The 21,010-nt window shown below is 69.3% G+C and carries 16 protein-coding genes; 10 read left to right on the top strand and 6 right to left on the bottom strand.

Annotation, left to right across the window (positions count from 1 at the left end):
* The first annotated feature begins 35 nt into the window (after positions 1-35).
* From AC1RAA_RS27070 to AC1RAA_RS27060, 3 genes are all read left to right on the top strand, one after another.
* A complete protein-coding gene (locus AC1RAA_RS27070) occupies positions 36-1,181 on the top strand; it encodes an alcohol dehydrogenase catalytic domain-containing protein (protein WP_492731542.1) in 1,146 nt (381 codons plus the stop codon).
* Positions 1,178-2,704: an FGGY-family carbohydrate kinase gene (locus tag AC1RAA_RS27065; RefSeq protein ID WP_492731540.1), complete on the top strand. Its 1,527-nt coding sequence runs from the start codon at positions 1,178-1,180 to the stop codon at positions 2,702-2,704. Before AC1RAA_RS27070 ends, AC1RAA_RS27065 begins: the two co-directional genes overlap by 4 nt.
* Positions 2,705-3,000: 296 nt before the next feature.
* Positions 3,001-3,738, top strand: coding sequence for an SDR family oxidoreductase (locus AC1RAA_RS27060; protein ID WP_492731539.1), 738 nt, complete (start codon positions 3,001-3,003; stop codon positions 3,736-3,738).
* 18 nt (positions 3,739-3,756) lie between these two features.
* On the opposite strand, the gene AC1RAA_RS27055 is transcribed toward AC1RAA_RS27060, so the two are convergent.
* From AC1RAA_RS27055 to AC1RAA_RS27045, 3 genes are read right to left on the bottom strand one after another with little or no spacing between them, the layout of a single operon-like run.
* A complete protein-coding gene (locus AC1RAA_RS27055; RefSeq protein WP_095743253.1) occupies positions 3,757-4,071 on the bottom strand; it encodes a polyhydroxyalkanoic acid system family protein in 315 nt (104 codons plus the stop codon).
* The gene (locus tag AC1RAA_RS27050; protein ID WP_492731537.1) at positions 4,064-5,203 is read right to left on the bottom strand and encodes an aminopeptidase; all 1,140 of its coding nucleotides are present in this window, start codon (positions 5,201-5,203) and stop codon (positions 4,064-4,066) included. Before AC1RAA_RS27050 ends, AC1RAA_RS27055 begins: the two co-directional genes overlap by 8 nt.
* Positions 5,203-7,263, bottom strand: a complete 2,061-nt coding sequence (locus AC1RAA_RS27045; protein ID WP_492731535.1) for a molybdopterin-containing oxidoreductase family protein — start codon at positions 7,261-7,263, stop codon at positions 5,203-5,205. Before AC1RAA_RS27045 ends, AC1RAA_RS27050 begins: the two co-directional genes overlap by 1 nt.
* Before the next feature lie 58 nt (positions 7,264-7,321).
* On the opposite strand from AC1RAA_RS27045, the gene AC1RAA_RS27040 reads away from it, so the two are divergent.
* Positions 7,322-8,455, top strand: coding sequence for an ABC transporter substrate-binding protein (locus tag AC1RAA_RS27040; protein WP_492731630.1), 1,134 nt, complete (start codon positions 7,322-7,324; stop codon positions 8,453-8,455).
* Between the two features lie 145 nt (positions 8,456-8,600).
* Here AC1RAA_RS27040 and AC1RAA_RS27035 read toward each other — a convergent pair whose 3' ends face one another.
* From AC1RAA_RS27035 to AC1RAA_RS27025, 3 genes are read right to left on the bottom strand one after another with little or no spacing between them, the layout of a single operon-like run.
* Positions 8,601-9,695: a M14 family metallopeptidase gene (locus AC1RAA_RS27035; protein ID WP_492731533.1), complete on the bottom strand. Its 1,095-nt coding sequence runs from the start codon at positions 9,693-9,695 to the stop codon at positions 8,601-8,603.
* Positions 9,692-10,900, bottom strand: coding sequence for a M20 aminoacylase family protein (locus AC1RAA_RS27030; protein ID WP_492731531.1), 1,209 nt, complete (start codon positions 10,898-10,900; stop codon positions 9,692-9,694). The genes AC1RAA_RS27035 and AC1RAA_RS27030 overlap by 4 nt, the downstream gene beginning before the upstream one ends.
* Before the next feature lie 55 nt (positions 10,901-10,955).
* The gene (locus tag AC1RAA_RS27025) at positions 10,956-12,149 is read right to left on the bottom strand and encodes a glycerophosphodiester phosphodiesterase (protein WP_492731529.1); all 1,194 of its coding nucleotides are present in this window, start codon (positions 12,147-12,149) and stop codon (positions 10,956-10,958) included.
* Positions 12,150-12,259: 110 nt separating this feature from the next.
* Between AC1RAA_RS27025 and argE the strand changes: the two genes are divergently transcribed.
* From argE to AC1RAA_RS26995, 6 genes are all read left to right on the top strand, one after another.
* On the top strand, positions 12,260-13,426 hold the full coding sequence (argE, locus tag AC1RAA_RS27020) for an acetylornithine deacetylase (RefSeq protein ID WP_095950723.1): 1,167 nt from the start codon (positions 12,260-12,262) through the stop codon (positions 13,424-13,426).
* Positions 13,427-13,454: 28 nt separating this feature from the next.
* Positions 13,455-14,678 (top strand): DUF445 domain-containing protein, encoded by a 1,224-nt coding sequence (locus tag AC1RAA_RS27015; protein ID WP_492740662.1) that lies wholly within the window; start codon positions 13,455-13,457, stop codon positions 14,676-14,678.
* A 139-nt stretch (positions 14,679-14,817) separates the two neighbouring features.
* The gene (locus tag AC1RAA_RS27010) at positions 14,818-16,476 is read left to right on the top strand and encodes a Vgb family protein (RefSeq protein WP_492731526.1); all 1,659 of its coding nucleotides are present in this window, start codon (positions 14,818-14,820) and stop codon (positions 16,474-16,476) included.
* Between the two features lie 118 nt (positions 16,477-16,594).
* A complete protein-coding gene (locus AC1RAA_RS27005; protein WP_062472795.1) occupies positions 16,595-17,371 on the top strand; it encodes an MHYT domain-containing protein in 777 nt (258 codons plus the stop codon).
* 73 nt (positions 17,372-17,444) lie between these two features.
* Positions 17,445-19,055 carry an acyl-CoA carboxylase subunit beta gene (locus AC1RAA_RS27000; RefSeq protein WP_492731525.1) on the top strand — a complete coding sequence of 537 codons (1,611 nt, stop codon included), beginning with the start codon at positions 17,445-17,447 and terminating at the stop codon, positions 19,053-19,055.
* The gene (locus AC1RAA_RS26995; protein ID WP_492731524.1) at positions 19,052-21,001 is read left to right on the top strand and encodes an acetyl/propionyl/methylcrotonyl-CoA carboxylase subunit alpha; all 1,950 of its coding nucleotides are present in this window, start codon (positions 19,052-19,054) and stop codon (positions 20,999-21,001) included. The genes AC1RAA_RS27000 and AC1RAA_RS26995 overlap by 4 nt, the downstream gene beginning before the upstream one ends.
* The last annotated feature ends 9 nt before the right edge of the window (positions 21,002-21,010 follow it).

Genomic DNA, 21,010 nt, shown 5'->3' with positions numbered 1-21,010 from the left:
CGCTTCTTCGCACCCCTCCTGATCTCAAGGAATCCATGTCTTATCAAAAGCTCCAACCCGGCGCCACGGGCGCCATCGGGGAACTCGCCGCCATGCAGGCCGTCGTGTGCCACGGCCCCAAGGACTACCGCCTCGAAACCGTCGCGATGCCCGTCATCGGCCCGAACGAACTGCTCATTTCCATCGCGGCCTGCGGCATCTGCGCCTCCGACTGCAAGTGCCACTCGGGCGCGAAGATGTTCTGGGGCGGCGACGGCCAGCCTTCGTGGGTCAAGGCGCCGGTCATTCCCGGCCATGAATTCTTCGGCTATGTCGAGGCGCTCGGCGAAGGTGCGGCCGAACACTTCGGCGTGGAGAAAGGCGACCGCGTGATCGCCGAACAGATCGTGCCCTGCGGCAAGTGCCGCTTCTGCACCAGCGGCAAGTACTGGATGTGCGAGGTGCACCACATCTTCGGCTTCCAGCGCGCCGTGGCCGATGGCGGCATGGCCGACTACATGCGCCTGCCGCCGACCTCGCGCGTGCACAAGATCCCCGACGGCATCTCGCTGGAAGACGCGGCCATCATCGAGCCGCTGGCGTGCGCGATCCACACGGTGAACCGCGGCGAACTCCAGCTCGACGACGTGGTGGTGATCGCCGGTGCCGGCCCGCTCGGCCTGATGATGACGCAGGTGGCAGCGCTCAAGACACCGAAGAAGCTCATCGTGATCGACCTCGTTCCCGAGCGCCTGGCACTCGCGAAGCAGTACGGCGCCGACGTGGTCATCAACCCGAAGACCGAGAACGCCGATGCCATCGTCAAGGGCCTCACCGAAGGCTACGGCTGCGACGTGTACATCGAGACCACCGGCGCGCCCATCGGCGTGACGCAGGGCCTGGACATGATCCGCAAGCTCGGCCGCTTTGTCGAGTTCAGCGTGTTCGGCTCGGAGACCAGCGCCGACTGGTCGATCATCGGCGACCGCAAGGAACTCGACGTGCGCGGCGCGCACCTGGGCCCGTATTGCTACCCGGTCGCCATCGACCTGCTGGCGCGCGGGCTCGTCACGTCGAAGGGCATCGTGACGCACGATTTTCCGCTGACCGAATGGGAGCATGCCTTCGCGCTGGCCAACTCGCTCGATTCGATCAAGGTGCTGCTCAAGCCCGAGCCCCGCGCGCCGGGCGCTGCGTCATGAAATACGTGATCGGCGTCGACATCGGCACGCAGAGCACCAAGTGCCTGCTGGTCGGCATCGACGGCAAGGTGCACGCGCAGGCCAGCGTGGCCTACCAGCCCGAGACGCCGAAGCCGCTGTGGGCGCAGCAGGACTGCGAGGTCTGGCTCGACGCCGTGTGCGAGAGCGTGCGCGCCTGCGTGGCGCAAGGCGGCATCGCGGCCACCGACATCGCTGCGATGTGTGTGAGCAGCCTCTACGGCGGCGCGGGCATCCCGGTCGACGAGGCCATGCGCCCGCTGCACCCCTGCCTCATCTGGATGGACCGCCGCGCCACCGCCGAGGTCGACGCGGTGAACGCGACGGTCGACGTGGCGCGGCTGCAGGCCATCACAGGCAACGGCGTCGACAGCTACTACGGCTTCACCAAGATGCTGTGGCTGCGCGAGCACCGGCCCGAGGTGTGGGCGAAGACGCACCACTTCCTGCCGCCCAACAGCTACATCAACTGGCGGCTGACGGGCCAGCTCGCGGTCGACCACAGCTCGGCCGGCAACATCGGTGGCGTGTACGACGCGGCGCGGCGGCGCTGGTCGGCGCAGGCGCTCGACATGCTCGGCATTCCGGCGCGCATGATGCCGCCGCGGCTCGTCGAATCGAGCGAGGTGGTGGGCCACCTGAGCGCCGAGTGGGCCGCGCAGTTGGGCCTGCGCGAAGGCATGCCGCTGATGGCCGGTGGCGTCGATGCGGCGGTGGCCACCTTCTGCGCGGGCGTCATCGGCAGCGGCGACCATGTCGCAATGATCGGCACCAGCATGTGCTGGGGCTTCGTGAGCCCGACGGTGGACGCGCGCCACCAGCTCATCACGATGCCGCACGTGTACCGCGGCGCGGACCGCAGCTACGTGTTCGGCGGCGCGATCACGGCCGGCGCGGCCGTCACCTGGTTCCGCGAAGCCTTCTGCCAGGCCGAGGTGGCCGAGGCCGCGCGCACCGGCGAAGACGCGCACGCCCTCATCGAACGCCGCGCGGTCGACGTGCCGCCCGGCGCCGACGGCCTCGTCTTCCTGCCCTACCTGATGGGCGAGCGCAGCCCGATCTGGGACGCGCAGGCCAAGGGCGCCTTCCTCGGCCTCTCGCTCGCGCACAGCCGCGCCCACCTGTACCGCGCCGTGCTCGAAGGCGTGAGCTTCGCGCTGCAGCACAACATCGAGGCCGGCCGGCGCAGCGGCCAGCCGCTGGACGATCGCCTCATCGTGGTCGGCGGCGCCGCGCATTCCGACCTGTGGATGCAGATCGTGGCCGACGTCACGGGCTACCGCGTGTTCACGATCGAGGAAGAGGTCGAGGCCGCCCTCGGCGCGGCGATGCTCGCGGCGCTCGGTGCCGGGCTGGTCGATGCGGCCACCGCGGAGCGCGGCTGGGTCACGCTGGTGGAACGCGCGCGGCCCGAGCCTGCGGCGCAGGCGGTCTACCGGGAGCGCTTCGAGATCTACACCTCCCTGTACCCGGCGCTGCGTGATGCGATGCATCGGTTGGGATGACGCATTCGCCGTTCAGGGCGACGCTCCCGCCGACGCGGTACCTTGCTCCGCGAATGTCCCCCGGGGCTTCGCCCCTCCTCCTTGATTTCGCTGCGCAAGGCACCGCATCGACGTGAGCGTGGGCAGTGCGGTCGTTGAGCAGCTGCACACCAGCGCCGCTTCCCGTGCGCAGGACACTGGGTGCTTCCCGCAGCGAAATCAAGGAGGAGGCCGCAGGCCGGGGGACATTCGCGGAGGGAAGTACCCGGTGGCCTGTGCACACGCCCTGAACCACAACCTTTGATGAGCAGAACACCATGACACCCACCTACGACTTCTCAGGCAAGCGCGCCCTCGTGACAGGCGCCAGCAGCGGCATCGGCCGCACAGTCGCAGCACAGCTCGCGCACTCAGGCGCACAAGTCACCGCCGTGGGCCGCAACGCCGACGCGCTGGGAGCATTGCAAGCCGAGTCCGGCTGCCTGCCCTTGGCCCTGGACGTGGCCGACGTCACCGCATTGGAAGAGGCGCTCGCCCCGCTGCCCGCGTTCGACCTCGTAGTGAACTGCGCTGGCACCACACGCATCGAGCGCGCCATCGACCTGCAGGCCGGGAGCTTCGACGCCGTGATGGCCGTCAACGCACGCGCCGCAGCGCTCGTGGCCGCGCGCTGCGGCCGGGCCATGATCGCGGCCGGCGTGCGCGGCAGCATCGTCAACGTGTCGAGCCAGGCCTCGCTGGTCGCGCTCGACGCGCACCTTTGCTACAGCGCCTCGAAGGCGGCGATGGACGCCGTCACGCGTGCGCTGTGCCTCGAATTCGGGCCGTACGGCATCCGCGTGAACAGCGTGAACCCGACCGTCACGCTCACGCCCATGGCCGAGCAGGCATGGTCCGATCCGGCCAAGAGCGCGGCAGCGCTCCAGAACATTCCGTTGGGACGTTTCGCGCAGGTCGACGAAGTGGTCGCGCCGATCCTGTTCCTGCTGTCAGACGGCGCGTCGATGGTCAGCGGCGTGGCGCTGCCGGTCGATGGCGGCTACACCATCGCCTGAAGAAGAAAAACCTCCGCCTCAGGCGAAGCGGGTGCCGCCCTGCGGTTCGGCGAGCAGCGCGTCGAGGTTGCGCGAGATCTTCTGCTCGATCTGGTCGCTGAAGCTGCTGAACAGGAAACCCAGCGTCGCCTCGAGCCGGAAGGTGTCGGCCGTGACCTCCACCGTGCCGTCGATGCCCGCGCGGCTGAACTGGGCCCGGTCGCAGTCGGTGCCCTCGGTGTAGGTGCATTCGAGACCGTAGTCCTGCTCGACCTGATGCACCCATTGGCGCGCGACTTCGCGGGCGCCGGCAATGCCCAGCGTGTGGTTGCGTTCGATTTGGATGTCAGGCACCGTCGTCTCCGTTGTTGTCGTGTGTGCGGCCGTGGCGCGCATGGGTGTGCAGGATACCCGTGGCGGCCTGCAGGGCGCTGCGGCGCTCTTCCGTCGTGGGCAGCGCGGCAATGCGCCGCACCGCAGTGTAAAAGCGCGGCCAGTCGCGGCCCTCGCGTTCGAACAGGGCCTCGAAGCCCGGCACCAGGTCGTCATACGCGCCCTGCGCACCGAAGGCTGCATTGTTGGCGCGCGCCACCCAGCCGTCGTAAGCGTTCTGGCGCGGGCCGGTCCATGCGGCCTTCAGCGCGGCATAGCGCTCGCGGAAGTCGGCCATGGCGGCTTGCTTCTGCGCCTCGACCTTCGTCCAGTCTTTGGCCTTGGCTTCGGGCGACTCGTACACCTGCGTGAGCGCGCGGCGCGTGTTGAGCGCCAACGCACGGAAGTCCTGCCGCTGTGCATTGAACTGCGCGTACTCGGCGCGCGCCGCCTCACCGGCCTCGCGCTGCAGCCACATCGCGCCGCCGATGCGCTCGACGGCCGTGGCGTACGACTCGTTGAACACCGTGTCGCCCGGCACATAGAGCACCTGGTGCGCCAGCTCGTGGAACACGAGGCGCGCCAGCTCGCCCTCGGGGTAGCCGATGAAGGTGGACAGCAGCGGATCGCCGCCGGCCCAGTTCATCCAGCCCAGCGTGGAGTAGGCCGGCACGGGGTACACGGCCACTTCGAGTCCATTGGTCTTCTGCGCCTCGGCCTCGGTTTTCGCGGCGGCTTCGTCGTAGTAGCCGCGGTAGCCCACGCAGCCCGCGACCGGGAAGCACCAGCTCTTGAGCGTGAGCGAGTACGGCGGCGCGGCCACCACGTTCCACACGGCCGCGGGGCGGTGCAGGTCGGCATACGAGGTGTAGCTCGCGTTGTCGGGCAGGCCGAGTTCGCTCGATGCGAAACGGCGGATGCGCTGGGCGAGCTCGAGCTTGGCCTTGAGCGGCGCGCCCACGGCCGGGTCGGCCAGCCATTCGGGCACGGGCTTGGCCGCGCGCAGGATGTCGAGGTGGCTGTTGGCCGATTGCCAGTAGTAGCCGAGGTCGGCGCAGCCGCTCAAAAAAAGCGCGCCGGCCAATGCCAGCGCGGGCGCGCGCAGCCGTCGCATCACGCCTTTTCGACCTGCACCAGGCAGTCGTAGAAGGTCGGGCCGCGGCCGATGTCGGTCAGGCGCTGGCTGGTCAGCTCGTTGACGTTGGTGCCGTCCATGCCGAGCTTGCGCCACCAGATGCCCATGCCGTGCACCACGCCCTGGCGCGCGCGGCGCGACACCTCGGCACGGCAGCGGTGCTCGCCGCGCTGGTTGAACACGCGCACCGTCGCGCCGTGCTCGATGCCGCGCGCGGCGGCGTCGTCGGCATGGATCTCGAGCAGCGGCTCGACCTCGATGGCGCGCAGGCTGGTCACGTTGACGAAGGTCGAATTGAGGAAGTTGCGCGCCGGCGGCGAGATCATCGCCAGCGGGAATTCGGTCGAGCTGCCGGCCGGCTCCCAGTTGGGCACGTGGTCGGGCAGGCCGTCCATGCCCATGGCCTGCAGGCGCTCGCTGAAGAACTCGCAGCGGCCCGAAGGCGTGGGGAACGTGCCTTCGGCGAACGGCGCCTCGGCCAGCTTCAGGCTGGTGAAGCCTTGCGCGCGCAGCTGCTCGAAATCGATCGCCTTCTCGGCGAAGGCGGTGCGGCACAACGACTCGTCGCTCTCCGAGAAGCAGGGCTCGTCGAAACCCAGGCGGCGCGCCAGTTCGCGGAACACCCAGGCGTTGCTGCGGGCCTCGCCGCGCGGCGCGACGGCCGGGCGGTTCAGCAGCACGTCGGTGTGGCCGTAGCTGCAGTGGATGTCCCAGTGCTCGAGCTGCGTGGTGGCAGGCAACAGGTAGTCGGCGTAGTCGGCGGTGTCGGTGCGGAACTGCTCGAGCACCACGGTGAAAAGGTCTTCGCGCGCGAAGCCCGCCACCACCTTGGCCGACTCGGGCGCCACCGCGACCGGGTTGCTGTTGTAGACCACGAGGGCCTTCACGGGCTTGGTGGTGTCGAGCAGCGCATCGCCGATGGTGCTCATGTTGATCGTGCGCGGCTTGCGCCCGGCCAGCAGGTCGGGGCGCTGCAGTGCGGCGCGGTCGACCGGGTAGTGGCCCGAGCTGCTGAGCAGCAGGCCGCCCGCGCGGTCGCGCCAGGCGCCGACCAGCGCCGGCAGGCAGGCGATGGCGCGCGCCGCGTTGCCGCCGCCGCGCACGCGCTGCATGCCGTAGTTCAGGCGGATCGCGGCGGGCTTCGTCGTGCCGTAGGCCTGGGCCAGCGCGACGATCTGTGCTTCGGGAATGCCGCAGACCTCGGCGGCGCGCGACGGCGGCCACTGCAGCGCGCGCTCGCGCAGCTGCTCCCAGCCCAGCGTGTGGTTGGCGATGTAGTCGTGGTCGAGCCAGTCGTGCACGATGAGCTCGTGCATGAGCGCCAGCGCCAGCGCGGCGTCGGTGCCGGGCAGCAGCGCGATGTGCTCGTCGCACTTGTCGGCGGTTTCGGTCTTGCGCGGGTCGATGCACACCAGCCGCGCGCCGGCGCGCTTGGCGGCCTGGGCATGGCGCCAGAAGTGCAGGTTGCTGGCGATGGAGTTGCTGCCCCAGATCAGGATGAGCTTGGCCTCGGCAAAGAACTCGATGCGCATGCCGACCTTGGCGCCCAGCGTGTAGACCATGGCTTCGCCGCCCGCCATCGAGCAGATGGTGCGGTCCAGCAGCGAGGCGCCCAGCTTGTGGAAGAAGCGCCGGTCCATCGATTCGCCCTGCACGAGGCCCATGGTGCCCGCATAGCTGTAGGGGAGAATTGCTTCCGGTTCCGACTGCAATCCCCGAAGATGCGCGGCGATATCGTCCAATGCAGCCTCCCACGAGACGGGCTCGAAGCGGCCGCTGCCCTTGGGACCGACGCGTTTCAGGGGCTGCACGAGCCGCTCGGCATGGTCATTGCGTTCGATGTATCGGGACACCTTGGTGCACAGCACGCCGCCGGTGTGCGAGTGGGCGGGGTTGCCTTGCAGCTTCACCGCCACGCCGTCCTTGACGGTGGTGACGAGCGCGCAGGTGTCGGGGCAATCGTGCGGGCAGGCGCCCAGCACCGTGGAAGGTGCGGAGGCGTCGGGCGTGTCGAGAAGGGAATCCGTTGCGTGGGCCATCGGACAAGTCTAATTTGAGTATCAACACACAGGGCAGAGGGAGGATTTCACCATGACGATGCAATTGAATCGCAGGCATTTTTCGATCGCCACGGCGGCCGCCGCCACGCTGGGCGGCTTCGGCATCGCCCGGGCGCAGGGCGACACGCCGCTGGTGCTGGGCCAGTCGGCGCCGTTCACGGGGCCGGCCGCGCAGCTGGGCATCCAGTTCCACCAGGGCGCCAAGCTGTTCCTGGACCAGCACAACGCCCAGCCGGGCCAGCGCGACGTGGTCATCAAGAACCTGGACGACGGCTACGAGCCCGACCGCTGCGCGGCCAACACACAGAAGCTGATCGGCGAGGACGTGTTCGCGCTGTTCGGCTACATCGGCACGCCGACCAGCCTGGCCGCGCTGCCGCTGGCGGTGAAGGACAAGGTGCCGTTCATCGCGCCGTTCACGGGCGCGATGTCACTGCGCGAGCCTTTTCACCGCAACGTGTTCCATCTGCGCGCTTCGTACAACGACGAGACGGCATTGATGGTGAAACAGCTCACCCACCTGGGCATGAAGAAGATCGCGGTCTTCTACCAGAACGACGCCTACGGCAAGGCCGGCCTCGACGGCGTGACGCTGGCGCTGGCCCAGCAGGAACTCAAGCCGGTGGCGCTGGCCACGGTGGAGCGCAACTCGGCCGACGTGGCCGCGGCGGTGAAGACGATCATGGCGAGCCAGCCGGCCGCGGTGGTCCAGGTCGGTGCCTACAAGGCCTGCGCGGCGTTCATCCGAGAGATGCGCAAGGCGGGCTACGGCGGCGTGTTTTTCAACCTCTCGTTCGTGGGCACGCAGGCGCTGGCGGACGAGCTGGGCAAGGAGGCGGCGGGCGTGATGGTCACGCAGGTGGTGCCCTCGCCCTACAACCAGGCGAATGCGCTGGCGCGCGAGTTCACCGAAGCGGTGCGTAAGGCCGGCGGCGGCGCGAGCGCCAATTTCTCGAGCATGGAAGGCTACCTGGCCGCCAAGGTGCTGACCGAGGGGCTGCGCCGCGCACCGGGCGGCAAGGGCACGCGCGACGGGCTGATCGCGGGGCTGGAAAGCATCGAGCGGCAGCAGTTCGGCGGCTTCGAGGTGTCGTTCTCTTCGAAGAGCCATGTGGCTTCGAAGTTTGTCGAGCTGTCGATGCTGACTGCGGACGGGCGGGTGCGGACTTAGTTTTTTCGCGCTCTGGTTCGGGGGGCGTGCCCAGGCCACCGGGTACTTCCCTCCGCGAATGTCCCCCGGGCTTCGCCCTCCTCCTTGATTTCGCTGCGGGAAGCACCCAGTGTCCTGGGCACGAGGGCACGCGGCTGGGGTGCGGTCAGGCCGAAAGGCCGTCCACCGCCTGGAACATCGCCTGCCGCGCCTGGCTCACGATCTGGCCGCGCCAGGCGTCGCTGTCCGTGTAGAACGCCTCCACCATGCGCGCGCGGATGCCATCGGCCAGATCGGCCGGCGCGTCCGGGTGCTTGTGCAGCCAGTGGTCGGCGCGCAGGGCGCCGGTCACTTCGAGCATCGGCAGCGTGCCGTATTCGAGCGCGATGCCGGTGTACTCGGCCTGCGGGCACTCTTCGTACACGGCGTCCCACATCAGGCCGCGCAGCAGCGCCGAGGTCGAGGAGCCGTCGTAGATCGAGGTGACGGGCGCCGCCGGCGTGCCCCACCAAGCGTTGGCGCGAGCATAGGCGACTTTGTCGTCGCGGCAGGCAAAGATGCGCTCGCCCAGGCCGTTGGGGCCGAGGCCCGTGTGCAGGTCGATCCAGGCCAGGCGCTTCGCATGGCCTGCATGGCGGCGCAGCACGCTGCGGATGGTCTTGTTGCTCCAGGTGGGCGCCTTGCCGCCGAAGAACAGGCCGTCGTCGAACTGGTACTGGCCGCTGGTGACAGCCGCCTGGTAGGCCGTGGCGCCGTGCTTCTCGATCCACTTCTCGATCGCGGCCTGGTTGTCCGGCGTCGACGGCCAGGTGTCGGGCAGCAGCAGCGGATGCAGCTTGGCGTAGGGCTCGTTCACCGGCACGGGCTTCGAGAAGTCGAGGAAGTTGCGGTTCAGGTCGACGTTCTCGTGCGTCACGCGGCGGCCGTACGAAAAGCCGTGCGGGTTCAGCGCATGCACGTACAGCACCGCCACGCCCTGCGCCTTGGCCTTCTCGCGCCACTCGGCGTCGTGCAGCGCGAACACCTGCACGCCGCTGCCGCAGTGGCCCTCGACGCCGTGGCAGGCGCTGGTGACGACGAGCAGCCGCTCGGCGTTGGCGTCGCCGTCGAGCGCCACGTCCATCGACAGCTCTTCGCCGTCGCGGCCCTTGAGCGGGTGCGCGTGCGGCTCGACCGTGAGGCCGGCGCTGACGCAGCCCTGCAGGAACTTCTGGCGCGCCTGGGCGTAGCGCGGCGAAAAGGCCTCGCCGATGCCGATCATGCCGCTGCGCCGCCGGTGCCGGGCTTCAGGAACTGCTCGGCGATCTGCACCCAGCAGGTCGCGCCCAGCGGGATGAGGTCGTCGTTGAAGTCGTAGCTCGCGTTGTGCAGCGTGCACGGGCCTTCGCCGTGGTGCACGTCGCGGTGCGAGCCGTCGCCGTTGCCGATGAAGGCGTAGGCGCCGGGCTTGGCCTGCAGCATGAAGGCGAAGTCTTCCGAGGTCATGGCGGCCTCCTGCTTGAGCACGTTCTCGGGGCCGACGATCCCGCCCATCACGCGGCGCGCGAAGTCGGCCTCGGCCTCGGTGTTGATGGTCGGCGGGTAGTAGCGCTCGAAGCGGAACTCGCAGGTGGCGTCGTGCGCGGCGCAGATGTGCTCGCTGATCTGCTTCATCTTGGCCTCGATCATGTCGAGCACCTCGAGCGAGAAGGTGCGCACGGTGCCCGACAGCTCGCAGTTGTCGGGGATCACGTTGTTGGTCTCACCGGCATGGATGGTGGTGACCGAGATCACCGCCGAATCGGTCGGCTTCATCTTGCGAGTGAGGATGGTCTGGAAGGCCTGCACGATCTCGCAGGCGATCGGCACCGGGTCGATGCCGGTCTGCGGCAGCGCGGCGTGGCCGCCCTTGCCGACCACGTTCACATGGAACTTGTTGCCCGAGGCCATCACCGGGCCGGGGCTCACGGCGAACTGGCCGGCCTTCATGCCGGGCCAGTTGTGCATGCCGAAGACGGCGTCCATGGGGAACTGCTCGAACAGGCCCTCCTTGATCATCTCGCGCGCGCCGCCGCCGCCCTCTTCGGCCGGCTGGAAGATCAGGTAGACGGTGCCGTCGAAATTGCGGTGGTTGGCCAGGTGCTGGGCCGCCGCGAGCAGCATCGCCGTGTGGCCGTCATGGCCGCAGGCGTGCATCTTGCCGTGGTGCTGGCTGGCGTGGGCGAAGGTGTTGAGCTCGGTGACGGGCAGCGCGTCCATGTCGGCGCGCAGGCCGACGGCGCGGTTGCTGGTGCCGTTCTTGACGATGCCGACCACGCCGGTGGTGCCCAGGCCGCGGTGGATGGGGATGCCCCATTCGGTGAGCTTGCCTGCCACCACGTCGGCGGTGCGGACTTCTTCGAAACAGAGTTCAGGGTGGGCATGAAGGTCACGCCGGACGGCCGCGATGCCGGCCGCCTGCGTGACGAGCGAGTCGATGAGTTTCATAGGACACAGTCTAGGCTTTGCGTCCAGCGCCGCAAAGACCGTGCCGGGCAAACCCTCAGCGGCCGATGCTCTTCAGGTACTCGGCGCGCGCGGCCAGCGCGGTGTCGGTGAAGTCGGTGAACACGCCATCGACGCCGAGCTTGTAATAGACCGCGTATTCGTTCTTGCCGTCCTTGTTGTAGTCGGACGCGAGCCGGCGCGATTCGTTACGGAACGTGAAGGGGTGAACGAACAGGCCCGCCTTGTGGGCGTCGGCGATCAGCGTGGTGGGGGCCATCGAGGTGGCGTCGGCGTCGTTGATCTTGCCGTCCTTGTTGACGTCCACCACCTTGCCGTCGGCACCCACGGTGCCCTTGACGCTCACGATGTAGCGCTTCCAGGGACCGATGCCGTCGGCGTAGGTCTTGATCTCGGCCAGCCCGGCGGGCGTGACCATGACGTCGAAGTTGCGCTTGTCGCCGGCCTTGGTCCACTCGTAGGGGCGGTCGACCGGCACGGCGTAGGTCATGGCGCCGGTCTTCATGTCAATGCCGTCGCCGTCGATCAGCTGGATGAGCCGGGTGTTCAGGCCCTTGCTCTTCATGTACTTGAGGCTGCCGGGCTCGAACGACTGCACGTAGATGGGCGCGGTCTTGCTGTTCCAGCCGGCGGCGTTGATGGCGGCGATGACCTTGTCTTCCATGGGCATGCCCAGGTCACGGAAGTAGGTCGGGTTCTTGGTTTCCGGGTAGATCGCGATGGTGCGGCCGGTTTCCTTCGTCTTGGCCTTGGCGAAATCGATGATCTCCTGGAAGGTCACGACCTTGAACTTGCCGTTGAATTCCTGCGGGCGCTCCGCGTCGGTCGAGATGCCGCCCAGGGTCTTGATCTCGGCCAGCGTGAAGTCGTTGCTGAACCAGCCGGTCTGGGTCTCGCCGTCGACCTGGATGGTCTTCTTGCGCGAGGCGAAGCGGGGGTGCTTGGCCACGTCGGTGCTGATGGCCAGGTTGGGGTCGTGGCGGGCGATGAGCACGCCGTCCTTGGTGGAGACCAGGTCCATCTCGATGACGTCGGCGCCCAGTTCGATGGCGCGGGCGTACGACTCCAGCGTCTGTTCCGGCAGGTAGCCCGAGGCGCCGCGGTGGGCGATGACCAGCGGCGGGTTGCCGTCCAGCGTGAGCAGCTTGTTCGCCGCCGGGCCGGTGGTGCCACAGGCGGCCAGGCTCAGGGCGGCCGCGGCGGTCAGGGTGATCTGCAGGGACATGCGCATGTTGTCTTCTCCATCCAAACAAAGAAAAAAGAGGAGGCAGGCTACCCGCTGTGCGTGACAACGCCGATACCCATCTGCGCGGGCGTTCAACTTCCCGGACAATCTGTTGCATGCAGCACACGCTTTCTCCCCAGAGCCTCTTGATGGCGCAAACCTTGGTTCGCATGAACACGGTGAGCGCAAACAGCAACCTCGAGCTGATCGACTTCGCCCAGGCGCACCTCGCCGCCCTCGGCGTGAAGAGCCGCATCACCTACAACGCCGAGCGCACCAAGGCGAACCTGTTCGCCACGCTGGGCGAGGGCAAGCCGGCCGGCGTGATCCTCTCGGGCCACACCGACACGGTGCCCTGGGACGGCCAGGCCTGGAGCGTCGACCCGCTGTCGGCCGTGGTGCAGAACGAGCGCCTGTACGGCCGCGGCTCGGCCGACATGAAGAGCTACATCGCGATCGCGCTGGCCAACGCCCAGCGCTTCCTCGAGGGCGACGCGCCCTTCGCCGTGCACTTCGCCTTCACGTATGAAGAAGAGATCGGCTGCTTCGGCGTGCGCGAACTCATTGCCGACATGCGCGACGCCGGCATCAAGCCGCTGGCCTGCATCGTGGGCGAGCCCACCAGCATGGTGCCGGCCATCGCCCACAAGGGCGTGTACCGCTATAAGTGCTGCGTGCGCGGCAAGGAGGCGCATTCGTCGCTCACGCCGAAGTCGGTCAACGCCATCGAGATGGCCGCGCGCGTGATCGGCAAGGTGCGCGACATGGCCGAGGACTTCGAGCGCAGCGAGCCGCGCTACGACGGCTTCGACGTGCCCTTCAGCACCGCCAGCGTGGGCCAGTTCCACGGCGGCATTGCCGACAACGTGGTGCCGCGCGACGCCGAGTTCCGCTACGAATTCCGCGACCTGCCCACGGCCGACGCCAAGCGCATGCAGTCCGACGTGCTGGCGTACGCCGCGAGCATCGAGCCCGCCATGAAGAAGGTGGCGCCCGACGCCGGCTTCAAGTTCGAAACGATCTGCGAGATCCCGAGCTTCCTGGGTGCGGCCGGCGACCCGGTCACGCTGCTCGCGCAGCGCCTGGCCAGCGAAGACCGCACCACGCTGGTGGCCTTCGGCACCGAAGCGGGCCTGTTCAAGAACGCCGGCATCCCCACGGTGGTGTGCGGCCCCGGCAGCATCGAGCAGGCGCACCAGCCCGACGAGTTCGTGAGTCTTGAGCAGCTCGCGCGCTGCGAGCTGTTCATGGAGCGCCTCGCGACCTCGCACACCATTGGCTGAAGACCACGGCAGCGGCGCACTGCAACGCATGAAACGCGTCGCGCTCGGCCTGCTGTGCGCGGCGGCGGCGCTGTATGCGCTGGCCAGCGCGCTGCACGGCCAGCACCCGGCCTGGGGCTACGTGGCGGCCTTTGCCGAGGCCGCGATGGTCGGCGCCATTGCCGACTGGTTCGCGGTGGTGGCGCTGTTTCGCCACCCGCTGGGCCTGCCGATTCCGCACACGGCGATCATCCCGAGCAACAAGGACCGCATCGGCGCCAAGCTCGCGGGCTTCATCTGCGACAACTTCCTGAGCACCGCCCAGGTGCTGGCCAAGCTGCGCCAGTTCGATGCGGCGGGACGCATCGCCGAGTGGCTGGCCCGGCCCGCCAGCGGCGAGCGGCTCGGCGAATGGGGCGTGGCCGCCACGCGCTACGGCCTGGCCGCCTTCGACGACGAACGGGTGCGCGACTTCATGGGCCGCGCCGCGGCGGCCGGCCTGGCCAAGATCGACCTCTCGCGCCTCACCGGCCAGGCACTCGATGCGCTCACGGCCGGCGGGCGCCACCAGGCGCTGCTGGACGACGTGCTGCAGCAGGTGGCCGAGCTGCTCGACGGCGACGAGGTGCAGGCGCACATCACCGAGGCCATCGCGCGCGAGATCAAGACGCTGCGCTACGTGGGCCTGGACCAGGTGGCGGCCAAGCTCGCCACGCGCAAGATCGTGGCCGCCATCGCGCGCACGCTGGCCGAACTGGCGGCCGAGCCCGACCACCCGATGCGCCGGCGCTTCGACCACTTCGTGGACGACTTCGTGGTGCGCCTGAAGCTCGACCCCGAGTTCCAGCAGCGCGGCGAGCAGATCCGCGCCGAGCTCATCGCGCACCCCGCGCTGGGCGACTACCTGCACGGCCTGTGGGGCGAGCTGCTGGGCTGGCTGCACGACGACCTGGGGCGCCCCGACTCGACCATCCGCCAGCGCATCGCCACCATGGCCGGCGCGCTGGGCCAGCGGTTGCAGAACGACGCGGCGATCCGCGCCTGGATCAACGAGCAACTCGAAGCCGCCGCGCCGGCGGCCATCGAGCGCTACCGGGAGGACATCCGCCGCTACATCGAGGAGCGCGTGGGCGAGTGGAACGCGCACGAGATGACCGACGAGCTCGAGCGCCACATCGGGCGCGACCTGCAGTTCATCCGCATCAACGGCACGCTGGTGGGCGGGCTGGTGGGGCTGCTGATCCACACGGCGACGCAGCTGCTGCGCGGCTGAAGAATCATCGGGCGCTGCGGGTTATCCGCAGCGGACGAAAGTCCGCATCCAGTCTCGCGAGCGACTGCGCGGCCTCCTCCGGCTCCTAGACTGCGGGCGCACTGCCGCATCCACAACGCCAACCCCAGAGGAGATCGCCATGCCCCGTCGCACGATCCGCGCTGCCGCGCTGACCGCCGCCCTCGCCCTGCTCGCCGCCTGCAGCTCGCTGTCGCCACCGCCCAAGCGCCCCGCCGCCTGGGCCGCGCCCGAAGTGCTCGTGGCCCCGTCGTCCTTCGCGGGCGTGCACGGCCTGGCCATCGATGCGAAGGGCCGGCTGCTGGCGGGCTCCGTGCTCGGCAACACGCTGTGGGAGGTCGACCGCCAGACCGGCGCCGCCAAGGTGCTGATCGACGCACCCGAAGGCCAGGCCGACGACATCGCGGTCGGCCCGAAGGGCGAGCTGGCCTGGACCAACTACCTCATGGGCATGCTGCGCTACCGCGAGAACGACAGCGCGCCGCTGCGCGTGCTCGCCAAGGACCTGCCCGGCCTGAACTCCCTCGACTTCGATCGCAAGAACGGCAAGCTCTACGCCTCGCAGGTGTTCCTGGGCGATGCGCTGTGGGAGATCGACCGCGAAGGCAAGCAGCCGCCCCGGCTCATCAAGAAGGACATGGGCGGCTTCAACGGCTTCGAGGTCGGGCCCGACGGCCTGCTCTACGGCCCGCTGTGGTTCAAGGGCCAGGTCGTGAAGATCGACCCGGCGAACGGCAATCTGACCGTGATCGCCGACGGCTTCAAGATCCCCGCCGCCGCCAACCTCGACGGCAAGGGCAACCTGTGGGTCGTCGATGCACGCAGCGGCGAGCTGGTGAAGGTGGACCTGGCCTCGGGCCGCAAGACCGTCGCCAAGCAGCTGCGCCCGTCGCTCGACAACCTCGCCATCGCACCCGACGGGACCATCTACGTCTCGAACATGGCCAACAACGAGGTGCAGGCCTTCAACCCCGCCACCGGCGAGCTGCGCACGCTCACCAGCGGCAAGGTGGCGGTGCCCGCGGGCCTGAAGATCGACGGCAACGACCTGTGGGTGGCCGACGTCTTCGGCTTCCGGCAGGTCGACGTGCGCACCGGCGAGGTGCGCGACGTGTTCCGCATGCAGCGCGACCCCGAGCTCGACTACCCCTTCGCGGTCGGGCTGTCGCCCAGGCTGTTCGCGCTGACCTCATGGTTCACGGGCTCGGTGCAGCTGGTCGACCGCCAGACGCTGAAGACGGTGGAAACGATCCACGGCCTGAAGGCCCCGTTCGACGCGCTGCCCATGCCCGACGGCAGCGTGATCTACGCCGAGCTCGCCACCGGCAGCATCACGCGCGCCAGTGGGCCGAAGTTTGCAGAGAAGTCAGTGCTGGCCAGCGGTCTGAACGGCCCGGTGCAACTGGTGGTCGGCCAGGACGGCGCGCTCTACGTGACCGAGGCGGCCGGCAAGCTGCTGCGCATTCCGCTGGACGCCAGCGCGCCCCTGCGCACCGTGGCCGACGGGCTGGCGCTGCCCGAGGGCCTGGCCCAGACGCCGTGGGGCAGTTTCATCGTGGCCGAGAGCGCGGCACGCCGGCTGGTCGAGATCGACCCGGCCACCGGCACCCGCCGCACCGTCGCCGAGAACCTGCCCATCGGCCTGGCCGCCGGGCCCGGCCTGCCCCCGCCGTACGTGATGACGGGCGTGGCCGTGGGCCGCGACGGCACGGTCTACGTGGCGGCCGACAGGAACAATTCGATCTATCGAATTCGGCCTGTCATTCAGGGTAACAATTAGTACAAGTTTCTGTTTACTTTTATAAACACATATTACAAACTGGTCGGGACGCGTCGCAGCGTTCCGATCGCATAGGGCAGTCGGGGTCTGCGAAGCGCTCTTTCCGAAGGGACATCGCATGACTCCACTCGTCGTAGGCCAAGTGCTATCGCCCGAATACTCCCTGGGGCTGGTCGCGCTTTCGTTCGTCATTTCCTTCTTCGGCTCGCTGGTGGCCCTGATCTGTGCCGGGCGCATGGTCGGTGCCGACGGCAAACCCAACCTGGCCATCGTGGCCTGCGCCGCGGTGGCGCTGGGGGGCATCGGCATCTGGTCGATGCACTTCATCGGCATGCTGGCCTACCGGCTGCCCTTCGGCATCGCGTACAACATGCCGCTGACCATCGTGTCGCTGGTGGCGGCCATCCTGATCTCGGGCATTGCGCTGTACCTGGCGGGCGGGCGCGCCAAGTTCAGCCGCTCGGGCTGGCTGGCGGGCAGCCTGCTGGCGGGCCTGGGCGTGTGCGTGATGCACTACATGGGCATGTTCGCGATGAACATGCGGGCCACGATGAGCTTCGACTTCAGCATGGTCGCGCTGTCGGTGGTCATCGCCATCACGGCCGCCGCCGCGGCCCTGTGGCTGGCCTTCAACCTGCGCAAGCTGAGCCACCAGGTGGCCGCCGCCGCCGTGATGGGCGTGGCGGTGTGCACCATGCACTACGTGGGCATGAGCGCGGCCAGCATGATCTGCACGGCGGCCGCCCCGGTCGACGCGCTCTCGCTGGGCGGCAGCTACATGGGCCTCACGGTGTTCGGCACGGCCGGCGCGGTGCTGATCTTCATCTACTGGGTGGTCACGGGCAGCAGCCTCGACGCCGCGCCCGCTGCACAACGGCGCGTGCGCCCCAGCTAGTTGGCGCAAGCGGGCCGGGGGCCCGCCTCCTAAAGTCTGTGCGAAACGACACGCGCGCACCGCACAGACCCCCATGCCCTTCCTCGAATCCCGGCTGCACACCGCCGGAGACGCCTACCAGGCCAACCGCGCCAGCATGCTCTCGCTGCTGGACCAGGTCCGGTCCCACGAAGCCCGCGCCGTGGCCGCCTCCAGCGCCTCGGCCGAGCGCTTCGCCAGGCGCGGCCAGCTGCTGCCGCGCGAACGCCTCGCGCTGCTGCTGGACACCGGCGCGCCCTTCCTGCCGCTGGCCACGCTCGCAGGCCTGGGCCAGGACAACCCCGACCTTTCGAAAAGCGTGCCCGGCGGCGGCCTGATCGCCGGCATCGGGCGCGTGGCGGGCGTGCGCTGCATGATCAGCGCCTCCGACTCCGGCATCGACGCCGGCGCGCTGCAGCCCATGGGGCTGGACAAGCAGCTGCGCCTGCACGAGATCGCGCTGGAGAACAAGCTGCCCTTCATCCAGCTGGTGGAAAGCGCAGGCGCCAACCTCATGCAGTACCGCGTGCAGGACTTCGTGCGCGGCGGCAACATCTTCCGCAACCTCGCGCGGCTCTCGGCCGCGGGCCTGCCTGTGGTGACGGTGACGCACGGCTCCTCGACCGCGGGCGGCGCCTACCAGACGGGCCTGTCGGACTACATCGTGATGGTGCGCGACCGCACCCGGGCCTTCCTGGCCGGGCCGCCGCTGCTGAAGGCCGCCACCGGCGAGATCGCCACCGAGGAAGAACTGGGCGGCGCCGTCATGCACACCCACATCTCGGGCCTGGGCGACTACCTGGCCGAGGACGACCGCGACGCGCTGCGCATCGCGCGCGCCATCCTCGGCGGCATCGACTGGGCGCGCGACGAGGCACCGCGCACCTTCGCACCGCCGCGCCACGACGCCGAAGAGCTGATGGGCCTCATGCCCGCCGACGGCCGCCGGCCGGTGGACATGCGCGAGGTCATCGCGCGCATCGCCGACGGCTCGGAGTTCCTGGCCTTCAGCGAGCACTACGGCAGCGCCACGGTCTGCGGCCACATCCGCCTCGAAGGGCATGCGGTGGGCATCATCACCAACAACGGCCCCATCGATTCCGACGGCGCCACCAAGGCCACGCACTTCATCCAGGCCTGCTGCCAGTCGCGCACGCCCATCGTCTACCTGCAGAACATCACGGGCTACATGGTGGGCCGCGCGCACGAGGAGGCCGGCATCATCAAGCACGGCGCCAAGATGATCCAGGCCGTGACCAGCGCCAACGTGCCGCAGATCACGCTGCATTGCGGCGCCTCGTACGGCGCGGGCAACTACGGCATGTGCGGGCGCGGCTTTGCGCCGCGCTTCTGCTTCAGCTGGCCCAACGCACGCACCGCCGTGATGGGCGGCGAGCAGGCGGCGCAGACCATGGCCATCGTGATGGAGGCCGGCATGGCCCGCAAGGGTGCCGTCGATCGCGACAAGATCGACGCGATGCAGCGCCAGATCGTCGAGCGCTTCGAACGCCAGATGAGCGTCTTCACCACCAGCGCGCTGCTGCTGGACGACGGCGTGATCGACCCGCGCGACACGCGCGCCGTGCTGGCCGAGGCGCTGTCGATCTGCCGCGACGCCGAGGCGCGTGCGCCGCAACCCATGCAGTTTTCGGTGGCACGGCCATGAGCACCTTTCACAAGATCCTGATCGCCAACCGCGGCGAGATCGCCGTGCGCGTGATGCACACCGCGCGCGCCATGGGCTACCGCACGGTCGCCGTGTACTCGCGCGCCGACGCAGACGCCGAGCATGTGCGCCAGGCCGACGAGGCCGTGTGCATCGGCGAGCCGTTGCCCGCGCAGAGCTACCTGAACATCGAGTCGATCGTTGCAGCGGCCCGTGCCAGTGGCGCCGACGCGGTGCATCCGGGCTATGGCTTCCTCGCCGAGAACGCCGCGTTCGCGCAGGCCTGCCGCGATGCGGGGCTGGTCTTCATCGGCCCTTCGCCCGAGGCCATCGTCGCGATGGGCGACAAGGCCGGCGCCAAGCGGCTCATGCAGGCGGCCGGCGTGCCGTGCATTCCCGGCTACCAGGGCGACGATCAAAGCACCGCCACGCTGGCCGCCGAGGCCGAACGCATCGGCTGGCCCGTGATGATCAAGGCCACGGCCGGCGGCGGCGGGCGCGGCATGCGGCTCGTGGCCTCGGCCGGCGCCTTCGCCGAGCAATTGCAGAGTGCGCAGTCCGAGGCGTTGCATGCCTTCGGCGACACCACCGTGATCCTGGAGCGCGCCATCGTCGCGCCGCGCCACATCGAGATCCAGGTGTTTGCCGACCGCCACGGCCATGCGATCCACCTCGGCGAGCGCGACTGCTCGGTGCAGCGGCGCCACCAGAAGGTGATCGAGGAAGCGCCCTCGCCGGCCGTCGATGCCGCGCTGCGCGCGCGCATGGGCGCCACCGCCGTGGCCGCCGCCAAGGCCATCGCCTACGAAGGCGCGGGCACGCTCGAGTTTCTGCTCGACGCGCAAGGCCAGTACTGGTTCATGGAAATGAACACGCGGCTGCAGGTGGAGCATCCCGTGACCGAAGCGGTGACGGGGCTGGACCTCGTCGAACTGCAGCTGCGCGTGGCGGCCGGCGAGCCGCTGCCGCTGGTGCAGGACGATGTGCGCATCACCGGCCATGCGATCGAGGTGCGCCTGTGCGCCGAAGACCCGCAGCAGGGCTTCCTGCCGCAGAGCGGCACGCTGAGCGCATGGCGCACGTCACCGGCTCTGCGCACCGAACACGCGCTGCGCGACGGCGCCGAAGTGCCGCCCTTCTACGACTCGATGATCGCCAAGCTCATCGCCTCGGGCCGCACGCGCGACGAAGCTCGGCAGCGGCTGCTGGCGGGCCTGCGCGACACGGTCGCACTGGGCCTGCCGACCAACCAGGCATTGCTGCAGCGCGCGCTCGCGCACCCGGTGTTCGCGGGCGGCGGTGCGACCACCGCCTTCATCGGCGACCACCTCGACGCGCTGCTGGCCGCCGACACCGCGAGCGACACACGCACCGCCCTGCTCGCGGCCCTGCTGCTGCAGACCGGCGCGCGCGGCTGGCCCTCGCCGCTGGCGCACACGCTGCCCAACGCCTTGCGCTTTGCGCTCGACGGGGCGGTGCACACAGCGCGCGTGACGCCGCGCGGCGCAGCGCGCTTCGAGGTCGTGCTGGACGACGCCGCGCCGACCACGCTCGCGCTGCTGGCGCTGTCGGACGACGGCCTGCTGCGCTTCGCCTGCGACGGCGTGGCCGCGCAGGCGCAGGTCGTGCGGTGCGCCGAACGCGTCGACTTCCATTTCGACGGCCGCGCCCACCGCCTCGACGACCTCACGCACGTGGCCGTTCCGCGCGCCGACGCGGGCGGCGGCGACGGCCTGCTGCGCGCCTCGATGAACGGCCGCGTGGTCGCGCTGCTCGCCGCCGAGGGCGACACCGTCTCGGCAGGCCAGCCGCTGGTCACGCTCGAAGCCATGAAGATGGAACACGTGCACTGCGCACCGCGCGCGGGCCGCGTCGCGGCGCTGCATGTGACCGTGGGCACGCAGGTGGCCGCGCGCCACATCGTGGCCGAGATCGCCGAGGCCTGAAGGCCTCTC

It is taken from the genome of Variovorax sp. GW823-FHT04F07, from assembly GCF_058795995.1.
Note: the sequence above shows the minus strand (reverse complement) of the source record. Positions and strands in the feature narration are given on the sequence as shown.

What these genes read in the sequence shown, in the direction of transcription:
- AC1RAA_RS27070 (WP_492731542.1), top strand. Translation starts at nt 36, where the DNA reads ATGTCTTATCAAAAGCTCCAACCCGGCGCCACGGGCGCCATCGGGGAA.
- AC1RAA_RS27065 (WP_492731540.1), top strand. Translation starts at nt 1,178, where the DNA reads ATGAAATACGTGATCGGCGTCGACATCGGCACGCAGAGCACCAAGTGC.
- AC1RAA_RS27060 (WP_492731539.1), top strand. Translation starts at nt 3,001, where the DNA reads ATGACACCCACCTACGACTTCTCAGGCAAGCGCGCCCTCGTGACAGGC.
- AC1RAA_RS27050 (WP_492731537.1), bottom strand. Translation starts at nt 5,203, where the DNA reads ATGCGACGGCTGCGCGCGCCCGCGCTGGCATTGGCCGGCGCGCTTTTT.
- AC1RAA_RS27045 (WP_492731535.1), bottom strand. Translation starts at nt 7,263, where the DNA reads ATGGCCCACGCAACGGATTCCCTTCTCGACACGCCCGACGCCTCCGCA.
- AC1RAA_RS27040 (WP_492731630.1), top strand. Translation starts at nt 7,322, where the DNA reads ATGCAATTGAATCGCAGGCATTTTTCGATCGCCACGGCGGCCGCCGCC.
- AC1RAA_RS27035 (WP_492731533.1), bottom strand. Translation starts at nt 9,695, where the DNA reads ATGATCGGCATCGGCGAGGCCTTTTCGCCGCGCTACGCCCAGGCGCGC.
- AC1RAA_RS27030 (WP_492731531.1), bottom strand. Translation starts at nt 10,900, where the DNA reads ATGAAACTCATCGACTCGCTCGTCACGCAGGCGGCCGGCATCGCGGCC.
- AC1RAA_RS27025 (WP_492731529.1), bottom strand. Translation starts at nt 12,149, where the DNA reads ATGCGCATGTCCCTGCAGATCACCCTGACCGCCGCGGCCGCCCTGAGC.
- argE (WP_095950723.1), top strand. Translation starts at nt 12,260, where the DNA reads ATGCAGCACACGCTTTCTCCCCAGAGCCTCTTGATGGCGCAAACCTTG.
- AC1RAA_RS27015 (WP_492740662.1), top strand. Translation starts at nt 13,455, where the DNA reads ATGAAACGCGTCGCGCTCGGCCTGCTGTGCGCGGCGGCGGCGCTGTAT.
- AC1RAA_RS27010 (WP_492731526.1), top strand. Translation starts at nt 14,818, where the DNA reads ATGCCCCGTCGCACGATCCGCGCTGCCGCGCTGACCGCCGCCCTCGCC.
- AC1RAA_RS27005 (WP_062472795.1), top strand. Translation starts at nt 16,595, where the DNA reads ATGACTCCACTCGTCGTAGGCCAAGTGCTATCGCCCGAATACTCCCTG.
- AC1RAA_RS27000 (WP_492731525.1), top strand. Translation starts at nt 17,445, where the DNA reads ATGCCCTTCCTCGAATCCCGGCTGCACACCGCCGGAGACGCCTACCAG.
- AC1RAA_RS26995 (WP_492731524.1), top strand. Translation starts at nt 19,052, where the DNA reads ATGAGCACCTTTCACAAGATCCTGATCGCCAACCGCGGCGAGATCGCC.